This window comes from Variovorax sp. 38R (genome assembly GCF_014843395.1).
GTDB lineage: Bacteria > Pseudomonadota > Gammaproteobacteria > Burkholderiales > Burkholderiaceae_C > Variovorax > Variovorax paradoxus_H.
In genome coordinates, this window is sequence record NZ_CP062121.1 from 3350193 (window position 1) to 3375691 (window position 25499).

The window sequence follows — 25499 nt, forward strand, 5'->3', positions numbered from 1 at the left end:
GGCACCGCGATGACGATGAACCGGCCGCGCTGGATCCTGCTGGCCCTGGGCCTGTCGTTCCTCGTGGTGGGTGTGGCCGACGCGTTCGTGCCACCGTTGCGTAGCAAGGACTACACCGCGTTCGACGTGGTGCATGTGTTCCTCATCTCGGCGTTGTGCTACATGTGGTGCCGGGCCGACGGCTTGGTGCGCGGCGTGCCCGCGCCGGGCCGCTCGGCGCTGCTTGCGGGCGTCTTTCCGGTGCTGGGCATTCCGGTCTACCTCTTCCGCACGCGCCCCTGGCGGCGGGCGTTGCTGGCCACGTTGGGGGCGGCAGCATTCCTTGTGATGGGCCTGGTGCTGGCCGCTGTGGGTACCTTGTCGATCGAGTTCATCAGAAGCTGAAAGCCACCGAATGACATCCACCCGCCTCATCACGCGCATCTTCGCGCTCGTCGGCGTTCTGATGCTCGGGGGCGCAGGGTTGCTGTACCAGAACACCACGAAGTTCATCGCATCGGCCGGCAAGGCACAGGGCGAAGTGACCCAGCTGCTGCGCGTCGAGAGTTCGCGCCGCAACAGCTCGGACACCTGGCGTCCGCTGGTGCGCTTCAAGGCGCCGTCGGGCGAGATCATCGAGTTCTCGCCCTCGAGCAGCAGCAGCCCGCCCGCGTACGACAAGGGCGAGGTCGTGGGCGTGTTCTTCAACCCCGCCCACCCGCAGGATGCCCGGCTCGACGGCTTCTTCGACCTGTGGGGCGGCGCCACCATCGTCGGCGGGCTGGGTACCGTGTTCCTGGCGTTCGCCGTGGGGCTGAACCTCCTGCTCTCCGACGGCGCACGCGCCAAGCGCCGACGCCCACGGTAGGACAGTCCTGACCGCCGAAGGGGCGGCTCTCCGGCGCTTGCGGCGCCCCGGGGCGATGAGCATCAAGGCTCGTTACAACAAACGTCCCAGGAGAAAACCATGTCCCTCTCGTTCATTCTGCTGATCGTCCTGATCCTGCTGTTGATCGGCGCGTTGCCGAGTTGGGGTTACAGCCGGTCCTGGGGCTACGGGCCCAGCGGCGGCCTCGGGCTCGTGGTGCTGATCCTGGTGATCCTCGTGCTCATGGGCCGCATATAGCGCCCCGCCCGCACTGAAAAAAGCCCGCGTCGCCGCGGGCTTTTTCATGCCTGAAGCTGTGACCAGGCCTTGTCGAGCCGCTTCACGCTCACCGGCTGCGGCGTGCGCAGCTCCTGCGCGAAGAAGCTCACGCGCAGCTCTTCGAGCAGCCAGCGGAATTCGAGCATGCGGTCGTCCACCACGCCCTTGCGCTCGGCCACGAGGCGCCAGTAGCGCTGCTCCTGCGGCTTGAGTTCGGCCAGCTTGGCGGCGTCGCGCGCGGGGTCGGCGCGCAGCTTGTCTAGGCGCAGCACGATGGCCTTGAGGTAGCGCGCGAAGTGCTGCAACTGCGTCCACGGCGCGTCGGCGATGAAGCGTTTGCCGACGAGCTTCTGCAGTTGCTGCGCCGCGTCCTGCACCGCCTCGGGCTGGATCTTCGTGTCCTTGATCTTGCGTGCGGCGGCTGCGTACTCCACGAGGATGACGCCCGCGAGCCGCGCCACCTCGTTGGCGATCAGCGTGAGCCGCCCGCGCCCTTCTTCGAGTCGCTTCTTGAAGGCGAACTCGTCGGTCGGCAGCGGCTCCTGCAGGAACGCCCGGTCGATCGCCACGTCGATGATCTGCGTGCGCAGTTCTTCCGACGTGCCCAGCGGCATGTAGGCGACCGACATCTTCTGCAGGTCGGGGATGTTCTTCTCGAGGTACTTGAGCGCGTCCTTCAGCTGCAGCGCGAACAAGCGGCGCAGGCCGGCGCGGTGCTTCGCGGCAGCCACGGCGGGCTCGTCGAACACCTCGATGGTCACGGCGTCGCCCTCGTCGCGCAGCGCCGGGAAGCCGATGAGCGACTGCGAACCGCGCCGCACTTCCATCAGTTCGGGCAGCTCGCCGAAGGTCCAGGTCGTGTAGCGCTGGCCGGCGGGCAGTGCGGGCGTGGCCTTCTCGGGCGCAGCGTTCTTCGCGGGTGCCTGGCCTTCGCCTGCAGGTGCAGCCTTGGGCGCCGGTGACGCCTTCACGTTGAGCCCCGCCAGCGCCTGGAACGCACCGCGCGCCTGCGCGCCCAGCTCCGCCTTCAGCGCGCCGAGGTTGCGGCCCATGCCGAGCTGGCGGCCGTGCTCGTCGACGATGCGCAGGTTCATGAACAGGTGCGGCGGCAGCATGTCGAGCTTGAAGTCGGCGCGCTTCACGTCGATGCTGGTCAGGTCGCGCACGCGCTTGAGCAGCACGTCGGTGAGCGAGCCGGTGCCGAAGAGTTCGGGCGCCGACAGTTCCTCGGCCAGCTTCGTCGCCGACTCGGGCAGCGGCACCAGCCGCGAGCGCGGGCGCTGCGGCAGACTCTTGAGCATCGCCTGGATCTTGTCCTTGAGCATGCCCGTCACCAGCCACTCGCAGCGCTCTTCGTTGACCTGGTTGAGCACGAACAGCGGCACGCTGACCGTGAGGCCGTCCTTCGCGTCGCCCGGCTCGTGCAGGTAGCTCGCGGCGCAATCGACACCGCCCAGGCGCAGCGTCGGCGGGAACGACTGCGTCGTGATGCCGGCCGCCTGATGGCGCATCAGCTCGTCGCGCGTGAGGTACAGCAGGCGCGGCTGGTCTTTCGAGGCGTGGCGGTACCAGTTCTCGAAGGTGATGCCGCTGGCCACGTCGGCCGGCAGCTGCGCGTCGTAGAAGGCGAAGATCAGCTCGTCGTCGACCAGCACGTCCTGCCGCCGCGCCTTGTGCTCCAGGCCTTCGACCTCGCGCACCAGCTTGCGGTTGGCCGTGAGGAAGGGGAACTCGCTTTCCCACTGGCCACCGACCAGCGCTTCGCGGATGAAGATCTCGCGCGCCGAGACCGGATCGACCTTGGTGAAATCGACGCGCCGCCCGCTGTAGACCACGAGGCCGTACAGCGTCGCGCGCTCCAGCGCCGAGACCTGCGCGCCCTTCTTCTCCCAGTGCGGATCGAGCAGCTGCTTCTTCAGCAGATGCTCCGCCACCTGCTCGAGCCACTGCGGCTCGATGTTGGCGATGCCGCGCCCGAACAGGCGCGTGGTCTCGACCAGTTCGGCCGCAACGATCCAGCGGCCGGGTTTCTTCTTCAGGTGCGCGCCGGGGTGCTTGTAGAACTTGATGCCGCGCGCGCCAAGGTACGCCTCGTCGTCTTCGAGCTTCCAGCCCACGTTGCCGAGCAGGCCGGCGAGCATCGACAGGTGCAGCGGCTCGTAACCCGCCGGCGTGGCGTTGATGCGCCACTTGTGCTCGGTGACCACCGTGAGCAGCTGCGAATGGATGTCGCGCCATTCGCGCACGCGGCGGATGTTGATGAAGTTCTGGCGCAGCAGCTGTTCGTACTGGCGGTTGCTGAGCTTGTGCGTGTCGCCGTGGCCGCCGCGCGCGTCCGCGATCCACTTCCACAGCCGCAGGTAGCCGCTGAACTCGCTCTTCTCGTCGTCGAACTTCGAGTGCGCCTGGTCGGCCTGCTGCTGGGCTTCCATCGGGCGGTCGCGCACGTCCTGCACGCTGAGCGCCGAGGCAATGATCAGCACTTCTTCGAGCGCCCCGCGCGTGCGGGCTTCCAGAATCATCCGGCCGACGCGTGGGTCGAGCGGCAGCTTCGCCAACTCGCCGCCGGTGGCCGTGAGCTCGTTGGCGTCGTCGACCGCGCCGAGTTCGTTGAGCAGCTGGTAGCCGTCGGCAATCGCGCGCGGCGACGGCGCTTCGAGGAACGGAAAGCGCGCCACGTCGCCCAGTCGCAGCGACTTCATGCGCAGGATCACGCCCGCGAGCGAGGAACGCAAGATTTCCGGATCGGTGAAGCGCGGACGCCCCGCAAAGTCCTTCTCGTCGTAGAGCCGGATGCAGATGCCGTTCGCCACACGCCCGCATCGGCCCGCGCGCTGGTTGGCCGCGGCCTGGCTGATCGGCTCGACCAGCAACTGCTCGACCTTGCTGCGGAAGCTGTAGCGCTTGACGCGCGCCGTGCCGGTGTCGATCACGTAACGGATGCCCGGCACGGTGAGCGAGGTCTCGGCCACGTTGGTGGCCAGCACGATGCGACGGCCGTGGTGACTTTCGAAGATGCGGTCCTGCTCGGGGCCCGAGAGCCGCGCGAACAGTGGCAGCACTTCGGCATTGCGGAACAGCGGCTGGTGGCTGACGTGGCGGCGCAGGTGGTCGGCCGCCTCGCGAATTTCGCGCTCGCCGGGCAGGAAGATCAGGATGTCGCCCGCGTTGTGCGGGTCGCGCCAGAGTTCGTCGACCGCGTCGGCAATCGCGTCGTTCAGGTCGTGCTCGCGCGACTCCTCGAACGGCCGGTAGCGCTGCTCGACCGGGAAGGTGCGGCCCGACACCATGATCGTCGGCGCGGGGCCTTTGGCCGAGGCGAAGTGCTGCGCGAAGCGGTCGGCGTCGATGGTGGCCGAGGTGACGATCACCTTCAGGTCGGGCCGGCGCGGAAGAATCTCGCGCAGGTAGCCCAGCAGGAAGTCGATGTTCAGCGAGCGCTCGTGGGCCTCGTCGATGATGAGCGTGTCGTAGGCCTTGAGCAGCGGATCGGTCTGCGTCTCGGCCAGCAGGATGCCGTCGGTCATCAGCTTCACCGAGGCGTCGCGGCTCAGCCGGTCTTGAAAGCGCACCTTGAAACCGACCACGTCGCCCAGCGGCGTCTTCAGCTCTTCGGCGATGCGCTTGGCAACCGAGCTTGCGGCAATGCGGCGCGGCTGCGTGTGGCCGATGAGGCGGCCCTTGCCGGGTTCGGCGTTGAGCTTGCCGCGCCCGAGCGCCAGCGCGATCTTCGGCAGCTGCGTGGTCTTGCCCGAGCCCGTTTCGCCGCAGACGATCACGACCTGGTGCGCCGCAATGGCGGCCATGATCTCCTCGCGCCGGCCGGAGACCGGGAGCGATTCTGGGAACTCGATGCGCAGGGGGGCGGGAGGTGTGAGGGTCGTCAAGGCAAGGCAGTCGTCGGTCGTTGCGCGCGGCGGCAGGCGGGCAAACCGCCAATTATCGCGGGGCCCCGCCGCTGTTGCATGGCATCCACAGCGAGGCCGCATACCGCAGGTGGCGCAGAAAATTTCGTAAAGACTCTTTACTCTACCGCATGCCGCCGCTACGATCGCGGCATGACCTCCTTCCTTGCCCCCCTCTCGATGCGCATCCGCTGCGCAAGCCACGTCTCTGCACGTGGCGGGGTCAAGGCGACCCGCCCGGCCTGACGAAGCCCGCGCGCCGGCTTCAGCTTCCTTCGCGGAACTGAACGCCCACCGCTCGCGTGCTTCGCATCGGTCGAAGCGCGCCAGCCTGACCCGCACAGCGCCTGCACCACTGCCCTCCTCGCCCTGCTCACATGCAGCGAGGAGAAGCGGCCGCATTCCTGTTTCCGTGTCCCCCAATCATTCGAAGAAAAAAGAACCTCATGTCGCAACAAGACATTTCCCGTGCCCTGCACGCCACGCTGGCCGAGCGCACGCGCCACCTGCAGGCCATTGCCCATTCGTTGAAGGCCGAGCTGTTCGGCATCGACGAGATCATCGATCGCGTGATCGATTCGCTGCGCGCCTGGTACGTGCTGCCGCAGCTCATCAGCCGCCCGGTCGTCATCTGCCTGTGGGGCCTGACCGGCACCGGCAAGACGCAACTCGTGCGGCGCCTGGCGCAGCACCTGGGCTTCTACGACCGCTTCATCGAAGTGCAGATGGACGGCTTCAGCCACGGCTCGGGCCACCGCAGCGCGGGCTCGATCTCGGCCATGCTGGCCGAGTCGGGCATCTCCGAGGGCGCGCCCGGCATCCTCGTGCTCGACGAGTTCCAGCGCTTTCGCACCGTGGACGCCAACGGTAAAGAGGCGCGCGTGGAGCGCTACCAGGACGTGTGGGCGCTGCTGTCCGACGGCCGCCTGCCGCCGTCGCTGTCGGTACTCGGCGAGATCGAATCGTCGCTGGCCTGGGCCGAGTACGACCAGGACCGCCGCACCGATGACGATGAAGAAGACGACGAAGACGGTGCCAAGACCGGCAAGACGAAGCGCAAGCGCCGCCTGCAGCTCTCGCCCTGGGAAGCGCAGGAATTCAAGCGCTGCCTGAAGCTGCGCGAGTCGCTGCTCGAAATCATGACCTGGAAGCCCGACGAGATCCAGGCGCGGCTGCGCGCCTTCCGTGCTTCGCAAGACAACTGGGAAACCGACTACTCCAAGCTGCTGGTGTTCGTCTCGGGCAACCTCGACGAGATGTACGCCGAGACCGCCAAGCGGGTGGAAGACTGCGACACCGACGCCGACATCTTCCATGCGCTGACGAAGAAGCTCTCGCTCATCGACGTGAAGAAGGCGCTGGCCGAGCGCTTCAAGCCCGAACAGGTCGCGCGGCTGGGCAACAACCACGTGATCTACCCGTCGTTCAGCCGCGCCACCTACGTGCGCCTGATCCTGTCGATCTGCGACCGCTACGTGAGCGAGATCCAGGAAAGCTCGGGCGTGCGCTTCGTGCTCGACGCGAGCGTGTACGAGCAGATCTACGCCAACGCCGTGTTCCCGGCGCAGGGCACGCGCCCGCTGTTCTCGTCGATCCACGCGATCCTGAGCGCGACGCTGGTCAACGCCGCACTGTGGGCGCTCGAACAGGGCGCGCACGGCAGCGAACCCGTGTGGCTGATGCTCGACCCCGGCGAGGTCACGCCCGGTGGCCCTCGCCTGGTCGCGCGCTTCCGGCTGGCGCGGCGCGAGTTCCCGGTGGCGCTGGAGTTGAACCGGCTCAAGCAGCGCGCCAACGCCGACTTCCGTGCGCTGCTCGCGGTGCACGAGGCCGGCCACGGCCTGGTGTACGCCCTGCTCTTCGGCCGCGCGCCGCAAGAGATCCGCATCAACGTGGCCTCGTTCGAGGGCGGCTACAACAGCTACGTGAAGCGCAAGGCGTGGTCCAAGCGCAACCTGCTCGACAGCGTGTGCGTGAGCCTGGCGGGCCGCGCGGCCGAGCGGCTGGTGTTCGGCGAGTCGGGCTGCACCACCGGCGCCGAGCGCGACCTGGCGCAGGCCACGGCCACGGCGGCGCGCCACGTGCGCCACCTGGGCTTCGGCACCCGCTGGAGCCGCACCGACGTGACGACCGATTCGAACGACAACCTCAACACCGACGTGGCCGCCACCAACCGCGAGATCGAGGCCCTCCTGGCGCGCGAACACACGCGCGCGCTGGGCCTGCTCGAAGCCCACGCGACCGCCTTCATGGCGGTGGTCGATGCGCTGATGACGCACGGTTCGATCGCGCCCGACGAGCTCGCCGCCCTGCTCGGCCTGCCGCTGGCACCGACTACGCCGGCGGGCTCGGCCGAGGCCGCAGTCGAGCCGCTGGACGCCTACGCCGACCAGCTCGAGGCCTTCAAGGCCCGCGGCACGCCCGCCGCGGCCGGGGCCGGCCGGCTGCTGCGCGCTTTGGCATGACGCGCTGCACCAAAACCTTGCCAAGAATGCACAATCACGCCCCATGTCCACCGTCTTCAATTTCACCTTCGTGCCCTGGTTCCGCTCGGTCGCGCCCTACATCCACACGCACCGCGGCAAGACGTTCGTGGTCGCGCTCGCGGGTGAGGCCATCGCGGCGGGCAAGCTGCAGAACATCGCGCAAGACCTGGCCCTGATCCAGAGCATGGGCGTCAAGATCGTGCTGGTGCATGGCTTCCGACCGCAGGTCAACGAGCAGCTCGCGGCCAAGGGCCACGAGGCGAAGTACTCGCACGGCATCCGCATCACCGACGCCGTGGCGCTCGACTCGGCGCAAGAGGCCGCGGGCCAGCTGCGCTACGAGATCGAGGCCGCCTTCAGCCAGGGCCTGCCGAACACGCCCATGGCCGGCTCGACGGTGCGCGTGATCTCGGGCAACTTCATCACTGCGCGCCCCGTGGGCGTGGTCGACGGGGTGGACTTCAAGCACTCGGGCCTGGTGCGCAAGGTCGACGCCTCCGGCATCCGCCGCACGCTCGATTTCGGCGCCATGGTGCTCATGTCGCCCTTCGGCTTCTCGCCGACCGGCGAGGCGTTCAACCTGACGATGGAAGAGGTCGCGACCAGCGTGGCCATCTCGATCCAGGCCGACAAGCTGATCTTCCTGACCGAAGTGCCAGGCATCCGCGTGGACAGCGAGCTGCCCGAGAGCGAAGACAACCCGATCGACACCGAGCTGCCGCTGGCCGCCGCCGAGAAGCTGCTGGCCTCGCTGCCGCCCGCGCAGAAGCCGACCGACACCGCCTTCTACCTGCAGCACTGCGTGAAGGCCTGCAAGGGCGGCGTGGAGCGCAACCACATCCTGCCGTTTGCGCTCGACGGCTCGCTGCTGCTCGAAATCTACGTGCACGACGGCGTCGGCACGATGGTCATCGACGAAAAGCTCGAGAGCCTGCGCGAAGCCACGGTGGACGACATCGGCGGCATCCTGCAGCTCATCGAACCCTTCGAGCGCGACGGCACGCTGGTCAAGCGCGATCGCACCGAAATCGAACGCGACGTGGGCCACTACACGGTCATCGAGCACGACGGCGTGATCTTCGGCTGCGCGGCGCTCTACCCGTACCCCGAAGCAAAAACCGCCGAGATGGCCGCGCTCACGGTGTCGCCGCAATCGCAGTCGCAGGGCGACGGCGAACGCATCCTCAAGCGCATCGAGCACCGCGCCAAGGCCATGGGCCTGGAAAGCATTTTCGTGCTCACCACCGTCACGATGCACTGGTTCCTCAAGCGCGGCTTCCAGCAGGTCAACCCCGACTGGCTGCCCGAAGCGCGCAAGCGCAAGTACAACTGGGACCGCAAGAGCCAGGTGCTGGTCAAGAAGATCTGAGAAAGACACCCCGATGACGCTCGCCACCGCCCTGCTGTTCGCCATCGTGGCGTTCGCCGCCATCGCCACACCCGGTCCCACGGTGCTGCTGGCACTGAGCAACGGCTCGCGCCACGGCGTGCGACGGGCACTGCCGGGCATGCTCGGCGCAGTGCTGTCCGACTTCGTGCTGGTCGGCGCGGTGGCGCTCGGCCTGGGCGCGCTGCTGGCGGCTTCGGAGTTCTGGTTCTCGATGCTCAAGTGGGTCGGCGCGGTCTACCTGGCCTGGCTCGGGCTGCGCATGCTGCGTTCCAAGGGCGGCTTCCAGCTGCCGAACGCAGACGCCGCCGCCACGGTCACGGCGGGCGAAAGCCGGCGCATCTTCTTCAAGTCGTTCCTGGTGGCGGTGACCAACCCCAAGGGCTACATCTTCTGCTCGGCGCTGCTGCCGCAGTTCATCGACCCGGCTGCCGCGCAGGCGCCGCAGTACGTGGTCATTGCGCTGATCTTCGCGGGCCTGGACATGCTGGTGATGCTCGGCTACGCCTTCGTCGGCGCGCGCGCGATCCGACTGCTCACGGTGTCGGCCACGCGATGGATCGACCGCGCCTGCGGCGGCATGCTGCTGGCGCTGGCGGGCTCGCTCGCTTTCTACCGGCGCAGCGCGGCCAACGCCGTCTGACGCCTCGTCCCCCGACCGCTGTCTTCAGGCGGCGGCGCTCCCCACGATGTTTTCCCGGCCGACCGCGCCATCCCGCGGCCTGCCCGTGCTGTTTTTTCAACGGAGGAAATGAAAGAATGAAGAAGTACCAAACCCTTCTGGGTGCCACCCTCGTCGCCGTGTCGGCGCTCGTCGCAGGCTGCGGCGACAAGGCGGACAAAGCCGCCCAGCCCTCGCCCTCTGCCACCGAAGCCAAGCCGGCCGCCCCCGCCCCCAACGACCAGCAGCTCGTCGAAAAGTACAACCTCTATGTCGACGTCTCGAACAACCTGCGCACCTCGTTCCAGGAAGCCCGCGAGAGCTACATGACCGCCCAGGTGCCGCTGCTGCAGGCCAAGGCGCCGCTGACCAGCCTGCGCATCCAGAACGACATCCTGGTCGACCGCTCGGCGAAGAAGCTCGATGCCGCCGCCGCCATCGCCGCGCCGCTGCCCGAGATCGACGAATCGGCCAAGGCCTTCTCGGCCGCGCTCAAGGTGCTGTCGCCGCTGAGCCGCGAGCTGAACGACTACGCCAATTCCAAGGGCTACCTCGCCGACAACGGCGACAAGGCACGCCAGCTCAGCGAAGGCTATCTGGCCGCCCTCACCACCGTCGCGCAGGCCGAAGCCGCCTTCGACAAGGGCCTGAGCGCCCGCGACCAGGCACTCACCAAGGAAGCCTTCGAGAAGGCGCCCAAGGACACCGCCGCCTACTACCGCGCCGGCCTCATCTACCACGGCAAGCTCAACCACGCCGACGCCATGGCGCTGTTCGCCGCGCCCAACGATCCGCAGGCCCTGGCCGCCTTCGAGGCCTCGCTGGCGCTGGTGGCCGACTCGGCCGCAGGCTGGAGCAAGAAGACCGGCGAGCAGTCGGCCCAGAGCGGCAAGAGCTGCAGCGGCGGCATGCTGCAGATCAACGAGTTCATCGGCCAGTCGCGCTCGGTGATCAAGGACGCCAAGGACGGCGTGTTCAAGCGCAAGGAAACCGGTGCGATGGCCCGCATGGGCCGCTCGGGCATCGTCGACGCGGCCAACCGCTACAACCAGAACTTCGCCAACATGATCGGCCAGTTCAACGACCCGCTTTGCTGAGCGGGACAAGGGGCGCGGGGCGTGCGGGCCGCCCGGCCCGTCGCCGATAATCCGGGGCATGAATCCCTTGCTTTCCAAATTGCAGCCGTACCCCTTCGAGCGGCTGAAGCAACTGTTCGCGGGCGTCACGCCCGCCCCCGAATTCGCCCCCATCAGCCTGGGCATCGGCGAGCCCAAGCACGCCACGCCGGCCTTCATCAAGGACGCCCTGAGCGCCGGCCTCGGCGCCCTTGCTGCCTACCCGGCCACGGCCGGCGAACTGAAACTGCGCACTTCGTTCACCGACTGGCTGCATCGCCGCTACAGCCTGACGCTCGATCCGGCCACGCAGGTGCTCCCGGTCAACGGCTCGCGCGAGGCGCTGTTCTCGCTCGCCCAGACCGTGGTCGACGCCAGTGCCAACCCGAAGCCGGTGGTGATGTCGCCCAACCCGTTCTATCAAATCTACGAGGGCGCGGCGCTGCTCTCGGGCGCCGAGCCGTACTACGTGCCGAGCGTGCCCGCGCGCAACTTCGCCGTCGACTGGGACAGCGTGCCCGAGGCCGTCTGGGCCCGCACCCAGCTCGTGTTCGTCTGCTCGCCGGGCAATCCCACGGGCGCCGTGATGTCGCTGGACGAGTGGAAGAAGCTCTTCACGCTGTCCGACCGCCACGGCTTCGTGATCGCCGCCGACGAGTGCTACAGCGAGATCTACTTCCGCGACGAACCGCCGCTGAGCGGCCTCGAGGCCTCGATGAAGCTCGGCCGGCCCGACTTCAAGAACCTGATCGCACTCACCTCGCTGTCCAAGCGCAGCAACGTGCCCGGCCTGCGCAGCGGCTTCGTGGCCGGCGACGCGGCCCTCATCAAGAAGTTTTTGCTCTACCGCACCTACCACGGCAGCGCCATGAGCGGCGCCGTGGCCGCCGCCAGCATCGCGGCCTGGGGCGACGAGTCGCACGTGGTCGACAACCGCGCCCAGTACCGCGCCAAGTTCGCCGCCGTCACGCCGCTGCTCGAACCCGTGCTCGACGTGCGCCTGCCCGACGCCAGCTTCTACCTCTGGGCCGGCGTGCCCGAAGTGTGGGCTGGCGACGACGAAGCCTTCGCCCGCGCGCTCTACGCTCAATACAATGTCACCGTTTTGCCGGGGAGCTATCTGGCGCGCGACACCGACCACAGCGCCAACCCGGGCCGCGGTCGCATCCGCATGGCGCTGGTGGCCGAAACGGCCGAGTGCGTCGAGGCCGCCCGGCGCATCGTCCGTTTCGTCCAGGACGGCCGCCGCTGACCTCCCGCCGCCCCGCTTCCCTGCCCCTTTTTCACCCGAGACTTTCTCCATGACACAGCAACTGCAACAGACCATCGACGCCGCGTGGGAAGACCGCGCCAACATCTCGCCCGCCGCCGCCCCCGCCGAAGTGCGTGACGCCGTCGAGCACGTGATCACCGAGCTGAACAACGGCAAGCTGCGCGTGGCCACCCGCGAAGGCGTGGGCCAGTGGACCGTGCACCAGTGGATCAAGAAGGCCGTGCTGCTGTCGTTCCGCCTCAAGGACAACGAACAGATCCAGGCCGGCTCGCTGGGCTTCTACGACAAGGTCGCGACCAAGTTCTCGCACCTGTCGGCCGCCGAGCTGAAGGAATCGGGCGTGCGCATCGTGCCGCCGGCCGTGGCCCGCCGCGGCAGCTTCATCGCCAAGGGCGCGATCCTGATGCCCTCGTACGTGAACATCGGCGCCTACGTGGGCGAAGGCACCATGGTCGACACCTGGGCCACCGTCGGTTCGTGCGCACAGATCGGCGCCAACGTGCACCTGTCGGGCGGCGTCGGCATCGGCGGCGTGCTCGAGCCGCTGCAGGCCGGCCCCACCATCATCGAAGACAACTGCTTCATCGGCGCGCGCTCCGAAGTCGTCGAAGGCGTGGTCGTCGAAGAGAACTCGGTGCTCGGCATGGGCGTGTACCTCGGCCAGAGCACCCCGATCTTCAACCGCGAAACCGGCGAGATCTCGTACGGCCGCGTGCCCAGCGGCAGCGTGGTCATCAGCGGCAACCTGCCCAAGAAGACCAAGTCGGGCCAGGACTACAGCACCTACGCCGCCATCATCGTGAAGACGGTCGACGCGCAGACGCGCTCCAAGACCAGCCTGAACGACCTGTTGCGCGACTGATCCGCAGACCTGCCGGCCGCTTGAACGCTCGCGGCCGGTTCGCTTCTTCCCTAGAAAAAACAGCACCGAGGAGAGAGACCGATGAACATGATGGAACGGATTCTTCGTTTGATGGCCGAGCGCAAGGCCTCCGATATCTACCTCTCGGCCAACTCCCCGGTGATGATCCGCATCAACGGCAACTGCCTGCCGATCAATGCGCAGGTGCTGCCGCCGACCGCGCCGCTGGCGCTGCTGTCGGAAGTGGTGCCCGAAGCCCGCATCCAGGAACTGGAAAACACGGGCGAACTCAACATGGCCGTCGCCCTCGAAGGCGCCGGCAACTACCGCATCAGCGCCATGCGCCAGCGCAGCAGCTACGCCGTGGTGGTGCGGCACATCGCCTCGGTCATCCCCAGCTTCGACGAGCTGAACCTGCCCGACATCCTGAAGTCGCTCATCATGGAAAAGCGCGGGCTGATCCTGATGGTGGGCGCCACCGGCGCAGGCAAGACGACCACGCTGGCCTCGATGCTCGACTACCGCAACGAACACGCCAGCGGCCACATCCTCACGGTCGAAGAGCCGATCGAGTTCACGTACACCAACAAGAAATCGCTGGTGAACCAGCGCGACGTGGGCAGCGACACCACCTCGCTGCAGGTGGCCCTGAAGAACGCGCTGCGCCAGGCGCCCGACGTGATCCAGATCGGCGAAATCCGCGACCGCGACACCATGATGGCCGCCATTGCCTACGCGCAGTCGGGCCACCTGTGCGTGGCCACGCTGCACGCCAACAACAGCTACCGCGCGCTGAACCGCATCCTGAGCTTCTTCCCGGTCGAGGTGCGCCCCACCCTGCTGGGCGACCTGGGTTCGGCGCTGCGCGCCGTGGTGTCGCAGCGCCTGCTGCGCACGCCGGCCGGCGCACGCGTGCCCGCGCTCGAAGTGATGCTGAACACCGCGCTGGTGGCCGACCTGATCGAAAAGGGCGACTTCTCCGGCGTCAAGGAGGCCATGGAGCAATCGATGGCCGAAGGCTCGCAGACCTTCGAGGAAGACATCGCCCGCCTCATCACCGAGGAGCGCGTGACCCGCCAGGAAGGCCTGGCCAACGCCGACTCGCCCACCAACCTGATGTGGCGCCTGCAGAACCGCGACGCGCCCAAAAAGCAGGCCGAGGATCGCGACCTGACCGACCAGCTCGACGAACCGACCTTCACCGACATCACGCTAGACGTGAAGTTCTGACCGCCCCTTAATCCCCGCTCCCTCGATGTCCCGTACGCTCCAGCTCGCCGAACAACTGATCTCGCGCCCTTCCGTCACCCCCGACGACGCGGGTTGCCAACAGATCCTGGGCGAACGTCTCGCCGCGCTGGGCTTCACGCTGGAAACCATCGAGAGCGGCCCGGCCGATTTCCGGGTCACCAACCTCTGGGCCGTGCGCCGGCCCACCCATCCGAGCCACGGCAAGGCCACGAAGACGCTGGTCTTCGCCGGCCACACCGACGTGGTGCCCACCGGCCCGCTCGACCAGTGGAGCAGCCACCCGTTCACGCCCACGCACCGCGACGGCAAGCTCTACGGCCGCGGCGCCTGCGACATGAAGACCTCGGTCGCGGCCTTCGTGACCTCCATCGAAGAATTTTTGCAGGGCGAGCCCGACCCGGCGCTCACACTGGCCCTGCTGCTGACGAGCGACGAGGAAGGCCCGGGCGTCGACGGCACCGTGATCGTCTGCAACGCGCTGGCCGCACGCGGTGAAACCATCGACTACTGCATCGTCGGCGAGCCCACCTCGGTCACGCGCTGCGGCGACATGATCAAGAACGGCCGCCGCGGCACCATGAGCGGCAAGCTCACGGTGAACGGCGTGCAGGGCCACATTGCCTACCCGCACCTGGCGAAGAACCCGGTGCATGCGGTGGCGCCCGCGCTGGCCGAACTCGTGGCGATCAACGCCGCCGGCGGCTGGGACGCCCAAAGCAACCCCTACTTCCAGCCCACCAGCTGGCAGATCAGCAATTTCCATTCGGGCACCGGCGCGAGCAACGTCATTCCGGGCAGCGCGGTGATCGACTTCAACTTCCGCTTCTCGACCGAGTCCACGCCCGAGTCGCTGCAGCAGCGCGTGCACGCCGTGCTCGACGCGCACGGCGTCGACTACACGCTGACCTGGACCGTCGGCGGCCTGCCTTTCCTGACCATGCCGGGCGAACTCGTCACGGCCGTGCAGGCGGCGATCCGCGAAGAAACCGGCCTGGACACCGAGCTGTCGACCAGCGGCGGCACCAGCGACGCGCGCTTCATCGCCAAGATCTGCAAGCAGGTCGTCGAGTGCGGCCCGGTGAACGCCAGCATCCACAAGATCGACGAGCACATCGACGTCGCCGAGATCGAGACGCTGAAGAACATCTACCTGCGCACGTTGCGCCGGCTCGACGCGGCGCTCGCCCAATGAGCACGGTCATCGAACTGATCGAAGCCGGCGCCCAGCGCCTGACCGACGCCGGTGTGGCCTTCGGCCACGGCACCGCCAACGCCTTCGACGAAGCCGCCTGGCTCGTGCTGTGGCGCCTGCAGCAGCCGCTGGACGACATCGACGCCGTGGCCGACACCCCTGTGTCGCCGGCCGATGCGGCCAAGGTGGCCGCGCTCATCGACGAGCGCATCGCCACGCGCAAGCCTGCGGCCTACCTCACGAAAGAAGCCTGGCTGCAAGGCGTGCCCTTCTATGTCGACGAGCGTGCCATCGTGCCGCGCAGCTTCATTGCCGAGCTCATCGCCGACGGCAGCATCGACTACTGGCTGGGCGAACACACGCAGCGCGTGCTCGACCTGTGCACCGGCAACGGCAGCCTCGCGGTGCTCGCGGCACTCACCTACCCCGATGTGACGGTCGATGCGGCCGACCTGTCGGTCGAAGCGCTCGAAGTGGCCGCCATCAACGTCACGCGGCACGCGCTCGACGCCCGCGTCAAGTTGATCGAGTCGGATGGCCTGAAGAACGTGCCCGGTACGTACGACCTCGTGCTGTGCAACCCGCCCTACGTGAACAGCGCCAGCATGGCTGCGCTGCCGGCCGAATATCGCGCCGAGCCCGAACTGGCACTGGCCGGCGGCACCGACGGCATGGACTTCGTGCGGCAATTGTTCGCCGACGCGCCCGCACGCATGAGCGAGCAGGCCGTGCTGGTGCTGGAGATCGGCAACGAGCGCGACTACTTCGAGGCGGCATTTCCGCAGCTCGAGGTGGTCTGGCTCGAAACCTCGGCCGGCGAAGACCAGGTGCTGCTGGTCACCCGGACGGCGCTGCTGGCCGGCGCCGGCGTGCGTTAGCGGCGCCCGCCCAAGCCCCCTTTTTCGCCTTGCATGCAGCCTCGTGGCTGCGCCCCCTTTCATCGGGTGATGTCCGCCTTTGCCCCTTCGCGCCGGCTCGCTGAAGGTCGGACGGGATAATCCCCCCTACGGTTCCTATTTCATGATTACTCTCAAAAACGTCATTCTTCGCCGCAGCGCCAAGAAACTGCTCGACGGCGCCACCGTCAATCTCAACCCCGGCGAAAAGGTCGGCCTGGTGGGACGCAACGGCGCCGGCAAGTCGTCGCTGTTCGCGCTGTTCAACGGCACGCTGCACGAAGACGGCGGCGATTTCTACATTCCCAAGCAGTGGCGCATGGCCCAGGTCGCGCAGGACATGCCCGAGACCGAGGAGTCGGCCACCGACTTCGTGGTCGGCGGCGACACCCGCCTGACCGAGCTGCGCGCCACGCTGGCCGCCATCGAAGCCGCCTACGCCGAGAACCCCGACGATCCCGACATCGGCATGGAGCTGGCCCACGCCTACACCGACCTGGCCGATGCCGGCGAGCACGACGCCGTGCCGCGCGCGCAGGCGCTGGTGCTGGGCCTGGGCTTCAAGTCGCACGAGCTCGACGAGCCCGTCAACAGCTTCTCGGGCGGCTGGCGCATGCGCCTGCAGCTGGCCCGCGCGCTGATGTGCCCGAGCGACCTGCTGCTGCTCGACGAACCGACCAACCACCTGGACTTGGACGCGCTGGTGTGGCTCGAAGCCTGGCTGCAGAAGTACGCCGGCACCATGATCGTCATCAGCCACGACCGCGAGTTTCTCGACGCCGTGACCGACGTCACCCTGCACATCGCCAACGCCCAGCTCACGCGCTACGGCGGCAACTACAGCAAGTTCGAGGACATGCGCGCGCTGCAGATGGAGCAGCAGCAGGTGGCCTTCAGCAAGCAGCAGGACAAGATCGCCCACCTGCAGAAGTTCATCGACCGCTTCAAGGCCAAGGCCAGCAAGGCCAAGCAGGCGCAAAGCCGCGTCAAGGCGCTGGAGCGCATGGAGCGCGTGGCGCCGCTGCTGGCCGAGGCCGACTTCACCTTCGAGTTCAAGGAGCCGGGCAACATCCCGAACCCGATGCTCTCGATCGACAAGGCGAGCTTCGGCTACGAGGTCGAAGGCGAAGCGCCCAAGACCATCCTGCGCGGCGTGAGCCGCTCGGTGCTGGCGGGCCAGCGCATCGGCATCCTGGGCGCCAACGGCCAGGGCAAGTCGACGCTGGTGAAGACCATTGCGCGCGAAATGGGCGCACTGGCCGGCGAAGTCACCGAGGGCAAGGGCCTGAACATCGGCTACTTCGCGCAGCAGGAACTCGACGTGCTGCGCCCACAGGACAACCCGCTCGAGCACATGGTGCGCATGGCGCGCGAACTCGGCAGCAATGCCAAGGAAGCCACCGGCGAGCAGGCCCTGCGTGGCTACCTGGGCAGCTTCAACTTCAGCGGCGACATGGTCAAGCAGCCCGTGGGCACCATGAGCGGCGGCGAAAAAGCCCGCCTCGTGCTCGCCATGATGGTCTGGCAGCGCCCCAACCTGCTGCTGCTGGACGAGCCCACCAACCACCTGGACCTCGCCACCCGCGAAGCCCTGGCCGTGGCGCTCAACGAGTTCGAAGGCACGCTGATGCTGGTGAGCCACGACCGTGCGCTGCTGCGTTCGGTGTGCGACGAGTTCTGGCTCGTGGGCCGCGGCGTCGTCACCGACTTCGACGGCGACCTGGACGACTACCAGCGCTACCTGCTCGACGAAGCCAAGCGCCTGCGCGAAGAGGCCAAGGTGGCCGTGCGCGAGGCGGACGCCGCGGCAGCGGCTGCGGCCGCCGCTGCAGCCGCCCAGGCATCGACCAAGAGCAGCAGCAGCCACACCCCCGAGCAGCGCAAGCAGGACGCCCAGGAGCGCCAGCAGCGCAGCGAGCAGGCCAAGCCGCTGAAGAAGGAAATCGCCAAGATCGACGAGCGCATGGCGGCGGCCAGCACCGAGCGCAGCACGCTCGAAGCCAGGCTGGCCGAACCGCTGCCGCCCGCCGAGATCGCCGACGCCGGCAAGCGGCTGAAGGCGCTCAACGACGAGATCGCGCAGCTCGAAGAACGCTGGCTGGCGCTGTCCGACCAGCTCGAAGCGCTGGCCGCCTAAACCCTTTGGCCGCGCGCGGCTGGCCACCGGCCGGCCGACGCGGGCCGGGTAGCATGGCAAGGTCAGGGAACCCGCCAAGGAGCCACGCTGCATGCCTTCCTCGATCGAACTCGCCCGGGGCGATGAAAAACTCATCGCGGCCATCCACCGCAGCCGACGCCTGATCGGCCGCAAGGCCCTCATGGCCGCCGCCGCCAGCGCCATTCCGTTGCCCGGTGTCGACTGGATGGCCGACGCGGCGCTGCTCTCGCGCCTCGTGCCGCAGATCAGCGCCGAGTTCGGCCTCTCGGTCACCCAGGTCGAAAAGCTCGCGCCGCACCAGCGCGAGCGCATCCAGAAGGCCGCCACCACGCTCGGCGCCCTGCTCGTCGGGCGACTCGTCACGCGCGAGCTGCTCATGAAGCTGGCCCGCCACGCCGGCATCCGCCTCACCGCCAAGCAGGCGACCAAGTACGTGCCCATTGCCGGGCAGGTCGTGTCGGCCGCGCTCGGCTATGCCGCGCTGCGTGCGTTGGGCGAACAGCACATCAAGGACTGCGTGCGCGTGAGCACCACGCTGGCCCTGACACCGCCTGAGCCCACCGAACGGCTCAAGCCGGCCTGAGCCTCCCGCACCTGCCTTAGTCGCCCGCCGGCGGCGGCACAAAGTGCGCCGCCGGCCGCAACGCCTCTTCCTTCATCCGCTGCTCGTAGGCCTTCAGCAGCGCGACGTAGTGGCGCGACATCACGTCGCTCACCCGCCCCAGCCCGATCTTGCTGACCGTGGGCTGCGGAATGCCCGTTCGTTCCTGGATCTGCTTTTGCGTCAATCCCAGCGCTCGCAGCGCCTGCACCAACTCGCGTGGCTTCATATCGAACCCTCCCTTTTTTTAATATTCTAGAGTCCAATACGAATATTCATCTGCGCTTGAATCTCCACCCCATGGAGACTATTGCTTCTCGTGCCCTGGCCGCACGCAAATTCGCCAAGATGACGCAGAAGCAGGCCGAGGCCGCTTCGGGCGTCAAGCAGTCGAGCATCTCGAAGATCGAGCGTGGCGACACCAGCCGGTCGATGAGCGTGCTCGCCCTGGCGCGCGCCTACCGCGCCGACCCCAACTGGCTCGACACCGGCGACGGTCCCGCCCCGTGGGACGAGGTGCAGATCCGCCTGGCACGCGACAACGCCCACGAACCGCCCGGCCCCTACCGCGTCACCCGCATCCCGCCCGCCGGCCCGGGCTTCGCGCCGCAAACGCCCGGCACCGTGCCGCTGATCACGTGGGAGCACGCCGGCGAATGGCGCGGCGCCGAATCGCCGCCCCGGCCCACGCTGGCCGAGCGCTGGATTCCCTGCATCGCCCACCACAGCGCCGGCACCTACGCGCTGCGCGTGCGCGGCGACAGCATGACGTCACCGCACGGGCACCTGAAAAGCTACCCGGCCGGATCGATCATTTTTATCGACCCGCAGCACACCACGCCCGACGACGGCGAACGCGTGATCGCCAAGCTCGACGACGACACCAGCGGCGAGGTCACCTTCAAGGTCTACAAGGCCGACGCGGGCCGCCGCTGGCTGCTGCCGCTCAACCCCGCGCACGAAGCGGTGCGCGTACCCTTCACGGTGCTGGGCACCGTGATCGGCAAGTGGGAAGACGAAGACTGAGTAGCGAAAGGGCCTCTTTTCGCGAGGTCAGGTTGCGTACAGATTCGCTGGGCACAGTGAGGTTTCTCCCGGTGGCTTGCACCTCTGATCCTCCCTCCTCCAGCAAGTCACCCTTCCAGCCCGCCCTTGTGCGGGCTGTTTTTTTTGCCTGCATGCTGCGCGCTGACATGGAGGTTTTGAAGGGGTCGATTTATTTTGGTATATAATCTGCGGCTGCACGAAATGCTCGGGCATTTGCCTGGCCAGGCAAGCTGAATCTCATACCAGCGCGTCGAAGTCACAGCGACGAGAAAAACAACAATGACTTCCGCAAACGAATCTTTGCCGTAGCGTGGACCGCGTAAGAGTTCACGACCACATTCCGAACAAAGCCCTCCTCGTGAGGGCTTTTTCATTTCCGGTGCGCTGGGGGCCCCAAGGCGTCCGCCTGCCGTCAACCCCTCTTCTTTCCTACACGGTGTAACGGAATGCGGCCTACGCGGTTCCACGCGGGCGCAGGAGACGATTCGTTCACTGTCAGCACAGGGAACAAAAGGGAATCACATGAGCCTCAGGGACATCCGCGAACGCTACGGCGTCAGCTTCGAAAGAGGAAGCCGCGTCATCTGCGGCGGCCGCCTCGGCACCGTCGCCGGCGCGAGCAATTCGCACATCCGCATCAAGTTCGACGGGCGCCAGATCAGCAGCCCGTGCGATCCCCTGGAGGTTCAGCCGTGCCACGAGGGCCTCACGGACCTCGCCGCGCCGCAGGCAACCACAGTGCAAGACTGGCACGCCGCGGCGTAGCGCCTGCCGATCGGCCCGCTGCGCGGCGTCGCCGACGCCTCAGTTCTTGAGGCCGTGGTTGATCATGTCCCGATGGATCACCCACTGGCCGTCCACCTTGCGCCACAGCACGAGATAGCGTCCGCTGTCCATCGTGACCGTGCCCTCCGACGTCGCTGCATAGAGCTCGTAGGCGCCGACCTCGGACGCTTCCGACGCATTCCCTTCGACATCGAGCGACACGAATTTGGCTGCCACGACGCCTTGGGCGAACACGCCTTCGAAGAAGCGGGAAATCTCCTCCCAACCCTTGAAGGTGGGCGCCCCCTCGGGCAGCAGCTGCGCTTCAGATGTGTAGAGCGCCAGGGCGGCGGGGATGCTTCGCTGCGCGATGGCGCTTGCCAGCGCGTTTTCCCGTTGCTGGATCTGCTCGGTCAATGTCATGGTGTTTTCCGTGGTTGATGATGGTGATGAGGATGAAGAAAGCGCTGGCATTCAGTGCTGCGCGTGGACGATGCGGCCATCGACCAGCGTCAGCACGCTGTGGGTGGCCGGGATCTCATGCGCCGGAATCGCAAACAGGTCCTGGGACAGCACGGCCAGGTCGGCGCAGGCGCCCGGCACCAACCGCCCCTTCAGATCGCCCAGTCCCTCGGCCATGGCGCCACCGTGCGTGTAGGCCACCAAGGCGTCTTCCAGGCTCGCGGCCTCTTCGGGCTTCGCCGGATGCACCACCGCCGCATACAGGCCGAGGAAAGGGTTCAGCGGCCCGTCGGAGCCCATGGCCATCGGGATGCCCGCAGCGAACAGGGAGCGGAACGCCGCAAAGGGCGTGTCGGCACCGAAGCGTGCCGCATACATCTCGCCGAACAGGAAGTGCGACGGGTTCTGCACCACCATCACGCCCAGAGCCTTGGCGCGGTCGATCTGTGCGGGGGTGATGCCGTCGGCGTGCTCGATGCGCAACCCCGGATCACGCCAATCCACGCCGGGCCCGAAGGACTCCGCGCAGGCGAGTACGGTCTCCAGGGTCTGCGCGCCGATGGCATGCAACAGCAGCGGTTCGCGCGCGGCGATGCTCTCGCGCAGCATCTCGCGCACCTCGGACAACGAAAAGTTCTCGCGCCCCCGGGTCGTTGCATCGTCGCCATAAGCCCGGCCAAGGGCCGACGCCCGCTCGACAGGCGTGCCGTCGAGGATCCACTTGGTGCCGTCCACACGGATGCGCGGACCCATCTGGCGCGGCAGCGCCCTGCCCTCGCTCACTAGGCGCCCGTGGGGACCCGACGGCGGAAAGCGGATCACCCGCACCTTGATGGGCAGGTCGGCGGCCTTCAGCATCTCGACATAGCGGTCCGCTGGGGTCCACGACATGTTCTGCAGGCTGGTGATGCCCCAGCGCGCGCAGTCGGCGGCCAGCGCGCGAAGGCTCTCCACGCCCTCATCGAGCGTGGCCATCGATGCGAAGGTGCGCTGCGGTGCCCACTGCGCGTATTCATGGATGCGCCCCGACAGGCGCGAGGTGCCCGGAACGCGTTCGTGGAGGCCGCCCAACGGATCGGGCTCTTCGTCCGCAATGCCCAAGCGAACCATCGCGGCGCTGTTCACCACGTTGGTGTGGTTGGTCATGCCCAGCAGGATGATCGGGTGCGCGGGCGCGAGCGCATCGAGCGCGTCCCGTGTCACCGCGCGGTCGATCGACAGGCCGATGCCCATGACGCCGTAGATCCACGTGCTCGCCGGCGATGCGGCGACGGCGTCGCGGATCAGTAAGGCCACCTGCGCAAACCCGGCGTCACCGGCGGGGTCGATCGGCAGCCGGATACCGCCGGGGTCCGGCGTGTGGTGCATGTGCGCGTCGTTGAAGCCGGGAATCACCAGGCGCCCCTCGAGCGCGATGACTTCGGTGTGCTCGCCGATCCAGGCCTCGATGTCGGCCTGCGTACCGATCGCGACGATGCGACCCGCATCGATGGCCAGCGCTTCGCACCACAACTGCGCGCGGTCCGCAGTGAAGATCCGCCCGCCTGACAGCACGCGCTCGGCGCCTCCTCCCGCGACGGCGCGACCGCCGCGTCGTCGGACGAGAGGCTTCGCATGGCCTGTGCCGCCGACGACGACGGGTGGTGACACTGCACTCAACAGACCCTGCGCCTGCCAAGCGCCAGCCATGCACGTCCACAGGATCGGCCGCGTGATCGGCGCCGGCACCCGCCAATCGGTCGCGTGGTCCGCATCGCGCACGTCCTGGAGCAGCTGGAGAAACGCCGAGCGCGAAATGCAACAGGCGCAGCGGTAGCGCGGACGCGTTTTTCGCGCGAGCGATGGCGCAGGCGGAACGGACAGAGGAACCGGCGAGATCGTCGGCAACGCAACGTGCACAGAAAAGTCGTTCATGGCGCTTGTTCACTGGATGGCGGATCGTCAGCGTAGAGACGCCATCTCCCCATGCGCGGACAAACTGGTGTCAATTCCAGCCATTGGGCGTACGCACCGCATGGCCGACCCCTGCCCCGCTCGCCTTCCCCCAAAGCTGCACGTACGATCTGAAAAGCAGGCGCGGCCGGCCCCGTCCGATCGATGCCGCATCCCTGCATGGAGCACCTTGATGAAGCCCCCCGCCAGCCAGCCTTTCGACCTGCACAAGCAAAGCCACCTGGTGGTGATCCTCGCGTTCGACGAGGTGACGGCTTCCGACGTCACGGGCACCGCCGACGTCTTCGCGCTGGCCACGCGCTACTTTCTTGCCAACGCCGCGCCGGGCTACCGCATCGTGATCGCATCGATCGACGGCCAGCCGATCCGCACCTCGTCGGGCATCTGCATCGCAACCGAGCCGTTGTCGCAGATCGCCACCGATGCCATCGGCACCTTGATCGTGCCCGGCGGCGGGCCGCCCGCGGACCCGCCGATTCCTGCCGACCTCGTGGTGTGGCTGGCCCGCGAGGGCTGCAAGGTCCCGCGCATCTGCGGCATCTGCACCGGCACCTTCCTGCTGGCCGAGGCGGGGCTGCTCGGGAACAAGCGGGTCACCACCCACTGGCAGGCCGCCCGCGTCATGGCCGAGCGATATCCGCACGGCCACATCGAGGCCGACCACATCTACTCGCGCGACGGGGAACTGTGGACCTCGGCCGGCTTCACGGCCGGGCTTGACCTTGCGCTGGCCATGCTCGAAGAAGACCACGGCTACGAGGTCGCGATGGAAGCCGCGCAGTCTCTCGTGACCTTCCTGAAGCGCCCGGGCCACCAGTCGCAGTTCTCGCAGACGCTGTCCTCGCAGGTCGCCGGCGACCGTGGTTTCAGCAAGCTGCATGCGTGGCTCGTCGACCATCTGGCCGACGACCTGAGTGTGGAGACACTGGCAGACCACGTGGGCATGGCCCCTCGCACCTTTGCCAGGCGCTACACCGAGCAGACGGGCCGCACGCCGGCCAAGACGATCGAGGCCTTCCGCATCGAGGCCGCGTTGCGCTCGCTCGCCGAGCCGACGCTGAGCCTGAAGAAGATCGCGCGCGACTGCGGATTCGGCGACGAGCAGAACATGCGGCGCTCGTTCACGCGCGTCCTGGGCGTTGCCCCGGACACCTACCGGCACGCAGGCGCCCTCGAAAAAGCCGAGGCCGCCCCTTTGCTCAACTAAGCGCGCGGCTGCGCAAAGCCGCGCCGACGAGCCGCCTGCGCCGCCCGTTCGTTGGGCATCTCGGTCTGCAGGATGCCGCGTGCCGTCGCCAGCGTGTCCGGTGAAGCGAGTTCGGGGCGACCCGAACCGAAGGGCGGCTGGGGCGCGTATTCCATCAGCAGTTCGGTCAGCGCGCCGTTGGACTCGCCGGCCCACTGGCCGATCATGTGCAGGCCGAAATCCACACCCGCGGTCATGCCGCCGCCGGTGGCGCGGTTGCGGTCGATGACGACGCGTTCGTTCACCGGCTCGGCGTCGAACAACGCCAGACCGTCGCGCGAATACCAGTAGCAGGCCGCCTTGTAGCCCTTGAGCAAGCCGGCCGCCCCAAGAAGCAGCGAGCCGTTGCAAACGCTGGTGACCCAGCCCGCGTTGGCACCGATGCGGGCGATCGCGTCCAGGTAGGCGTCGTCGCCAAGCGCCTCGAAGGCTGCCTTGCCGCCGCCCGGCACGAGCAGCACATCGGGGTCTTGCCAGCAGGTCGTGAAGTCGTGCGTGGCCACGATGTCCGCGTGCGGCCCCCCGAAGTCCATGGGCAGCGCGCCTGCCTGCGCGGCAGCGAACTGGAACTGGACACCGGGGATCAGCCCCCAGCAATTGGCCGGGCCGATGAGGTCGATGGCGGTGAAGCGGGGGAAGAGCAAGGCAAGGATGCGCATGGTGGGCCTTTGGCGAAGAGGATGGTCGGGGGGTACAGGGCCCCAAATCATGCCCATCCCTCTCCCGGCCGCAGTGCCAACCCCGCATCAAATACAGCCAAGCCCCAGTGCCCCGCGCTTCAAAAGCTGTGCCGAATCCCCACCCACTCGCTTTCTTTGCGAATTGGCGGGGCTCTCTTTTGCATGAATCGCACCTTCAGGGGCAATGTCCGCAGGACGCGATCAATTGCCGCCGCATCAAGTGCCCGCGATGCACTTCCTGCGCTACGCCGCTTCGGTGGCCTGGCGCGAGGCAGGGTTCTAGCGTTTCACGCCGAGGCATAAAAAAATCCTCAGGTGCCTGCGGCACATGAGGATCTCTTGGGGGGTTCTGGTAGGACGTACTGGATTCGAACCAGTGACCAACGGATTAAAAGTCCGCTGCTCTACCAACTGAGCTAACGTCCCGGAACCA

The 25499-nt window shown here is 67.5% G+C and carries 22 protein-coding genes and 1 tRNA gene; 17 read left to right on the forward strand and 6 right to left on the reverse strand.

The features are described 5' to 3' along the window. Positions 1–9 precede the first annotated feature (9 nt). The 3 genes from IG196_RS15365 to IG196_RS15375 all read left to right on the forward strand — a co-directional run bounded on the left by IG196_RS15365 (position 10) and on the right by IG196_RS15375 (position 1105). Entirely contained in the window at positions 10–384 is a 375-nt protein-coding gene (locus IG196_RS15365; RefSeq protein WP_192196818.1) for a rard protein, read from the forward strand. Between the two features lie 10 nt (positions 385–394). Next, positions 395–847: a DUF3592 domain-containing protein gene (locus tag IG196_RS15370; RefSeq protein ID WP_192196819.1), complete on the forward strand. Its 453-nt coding sequence runs from the start codon at positions 395–397 to the stop codon at positions 845–847. A 99-nt stretch (positions 848–946) separates the two neighbouring features. Next, positions 947–1105, forward strand: coding sequence for a DUF3309 family protein (locus IG196_RS15375; RefSeq protein ID WP_070060790.1), 159 nt, complete (start codon positions 947–949; stop codon positions 1103–1105). Between the two features lie 44 nt (positions 1106–1149). Here IG196_RS15375 and hrpA read toward each other — a convergent pair whose 3' ends face one another. Continuing rightward, positions 1150–5115, reverse strand: coding sequence for an ATP-dependent RNA helicase HrpA (gene hrpA / locus IG196_RS15380; RefSeq protein WP_412556383.1), 3966 nt, complete (start codon positions 5113–5115; stop codon positions 1150–1152). Positions 5116–5477: 362 nt separating this feature from the next. Here hrpA and IG196_RS15385 point away from each other — a divergent pair, with 362 nt between their 5' ends. From IG196_RS15385 to IG196_RS15435, 11 genes are all read left to right on the forward strand, one after another. After that, a complete protein-coding gene (locus tag IG196_RS15385) occupies positions 5478–7496 on the forward strand; it encodes an AAA family ATPase (RefSeq protein ID WP_225617055.1) in 2019 nt (672 codons plus the stop codon). Positions 7497–7539: 43 nt separating this feature from the next. After that, positions 7540–8886 (forward strand): amino-acid N-acetyltransferase, encoded by a 1347-nt coding sequence (gene argA, locus IG196_RS15390; RefSeq protein ID WP_101491709.1) that lies wholly within the window; start codon positions 7540–7542, stop codon positions 8884–8886. Between the two features lie 13 nt (positions 8887–8899). Beyond that, a complete protein-coding gene (locus IG196_RS15395; protein WP_192196822.1) occupies positions 8900–9547 on the forward strand; it encodes a LysE family translocator in 648 nt (215 codons plus the stop codon). Positions 9548–9663: 116 nt separating this feature from the next. Continuing rightward, entirely contained in the window at positions 9664–10662 is a 999-nt protein-coding gene (locus tag IG196_RS15400) for a DUF3829 domain-containing protein (protein WP_192196823.1), read from the forward strand. 58 nt (positions 10663–10720) lie between these two features. Further along, positions 10721–11932: a succinyldiaminopimelate transaminase gene (gene dapC / locus IG196_RS15405; protein WP_192196824.1), complete on the forward strand. Its 1212-nt coding sequence runs from the start codon at positions 10721–10723 to the stop codon at positions 11930–11932. A gap of 49 nt (positions 11933–11981) precedes the next feature. Next, positions 11982–12815, forward strand: a complete 834-nt coding sequence (dapD, locus tag IG196_RS15410; protein WP_099789398.1) for a 2,3,4,5-tetrahydropyridine-2,6-dicarboxylate N-succinyltransferase — start codon at positions 11982–11984, stop codon at positions 12813–12815. An 81-nt stretch (positions 12816–12896) separates the two neighbouring features. Beyond that, positions 12897–14045, forward strand: coding sequence for a PilT/PilU family type 4a pilus ATPase (locus IG196_RS15415; protein WP_192196825.1), 1149 nt, complete (start codon positions 12897–12899; stop codon positions 14043–14045). A 25-nt stretch (positions 14046–14070) separates the two neighbouring features. Next, a complete protein-coding gene (dapE, locus tag IG196_RS15420; RefSeq protein WP_192196826.1) occupies positions 14071–15258 on the forward strand; it encodes a succinyl-diaminopimelate desuccinylase in 1188 nt (395 codons plus the stop codon). After that, on the forward strand, positions 15255–16136 hold the full coding sequence (prmB, locus tag IG196_RS15425; protein WP_192196827.1) for a 50S ribosomal protein L3 N(5)-glutamine methyltransferase: 882 nt from the start codon (positions 15255–15257) through the stop codon (positions 16134–16136). The genes dapE and prmB overlap by 4 nt, the downstream gene beginning before the upstream one ends. 142 nt (positions 16137–16278) lie before the next feature. After that, entirely contained in the window at positions 16279–18291 is a 2013-nt protein-coding gene (locus IG196_RS15430) for an ABC-F family ATP-binding cassette domain-containing protein (protein WP_192196828.1), read from the forward strand. Positions 18292–18382: 91 nt separating this feature from the next. After that, positions 18383–18895: a hypothetical protein gene (locus IG196_RS15435; RefSeq protein WP_192196829.1), complete on the forward strand. Its 513-nt coding sequence runs from the start codon at positions 18383–18385 to the stop codon at positions 18893–18895. A 16-nt stretch (positions 18896–18911) separates the two neighbouring features. Here IG196_RS15435 and IG196_RS15440 read toward each other — a convergent pair whose 3' ends face one another. Continuing rightward, positions 18912–19142: a helix-turn-helix domain-containing protein gene (locus IG196_RS15440; protein ID WP_101491718.1), complete on the reverse strand. Its 231-nt coding sequence runs from the start codon at positions 19140–19142 to the stop codon at positions 18912–18914. A 71-nt stretch (positions 19143–19213) separates the two neighbouring features. Between IG196_RS15440 and IG196_RS15445 the strand changes: the two genes are divergently transcribed. After that, entirely contained in the window at positions 19214–19939 is a 726-nt protein-coding gene (locus tag IG196_RS15445) for a helix-turn-helix domain-containing protein (protein ID WP_192196830.1), read from the forward strand. Between the two features lie 543 nt (positions 19940–20482). Continuing rightward, positions 20483–20725: a hypothetical protein gene (locus tag IG196_RS15450; protein WP_192196831.1), complete on the forward strand. Its 243-nt coding sequence runs from the start codon at positions 20483–20485 to the stop codon at positions 20723–20725. A 39-nt stretch (positions 20726–20764) separates the two neighbouring features. Here IG196_RS15450 and IG196_RS15455 read toward each other — a convergent pair whose 3' ends face one another. After that, positions 20765–21148 carry a YybH family protein gene (locus tag IG196_RS15455; RefSeq protein WP_192196832.1) on the reverse strand — a complete coding sequence of 128 codons (384 nt, stop codon included), beginning with the start codon at positions 21146–21148 and terminating at the stop codon, positions 20765–20767. 51 nt (positions 21149–21199) lie between these two features. Beyond that, on the reverse strand, positions 21200–23101 hold the full coding sequence (locus IG196_RS15460; protein WP_192196833.1) for an amidohydrolase: 1902 nt from the start codon (positions 23099–23101) through the stop codon (positions 21200–21202). 211 nt (positions 23102–23312) lie between these two features. On the opposite strand from IG196_RS15460, the gene IG196_RS15465 reads away from it, so the two are divergent. Continuing rightward, positions 23313–24347, forward strand: a complete 1035-nt coding sequence (locus IG196_RS15465; protein ID WP_192196834.1) for a GlxA family transcriptional regulator — start codon at positions 23313–23315, stop codon at positions 24345–24347. Here the strand turns inward: IG196_RS15465 and IG196_RS15470 are convergent. Both IG196_RS15470 and IG196_RS15475 read right to left on the reverse strand, forming a co-directional pair. Next, on the reverse strand, positions 24344–25045 hold the full coding sequence (locus IG196_RS15470; protein WP_192196835.1) for a DJ-1/PfpI family protein: 702 nt from the start codon (positions 25043–25045) through the stop codon (positions 24344–24346). The two genes, IG196_RS15465 and IG196_RS15470, sit on opposite strands and share 4 nt — an antisense overlap. A 371-nt stretch (positions 25046–25416) precedes the next feature. Next, a tRNA-Lys gene (locus IG196_RS15475) sits at positions 25417–25492 on the reverse strand. Positions 25493–25499: the final 7 nt, after the last annotated feature.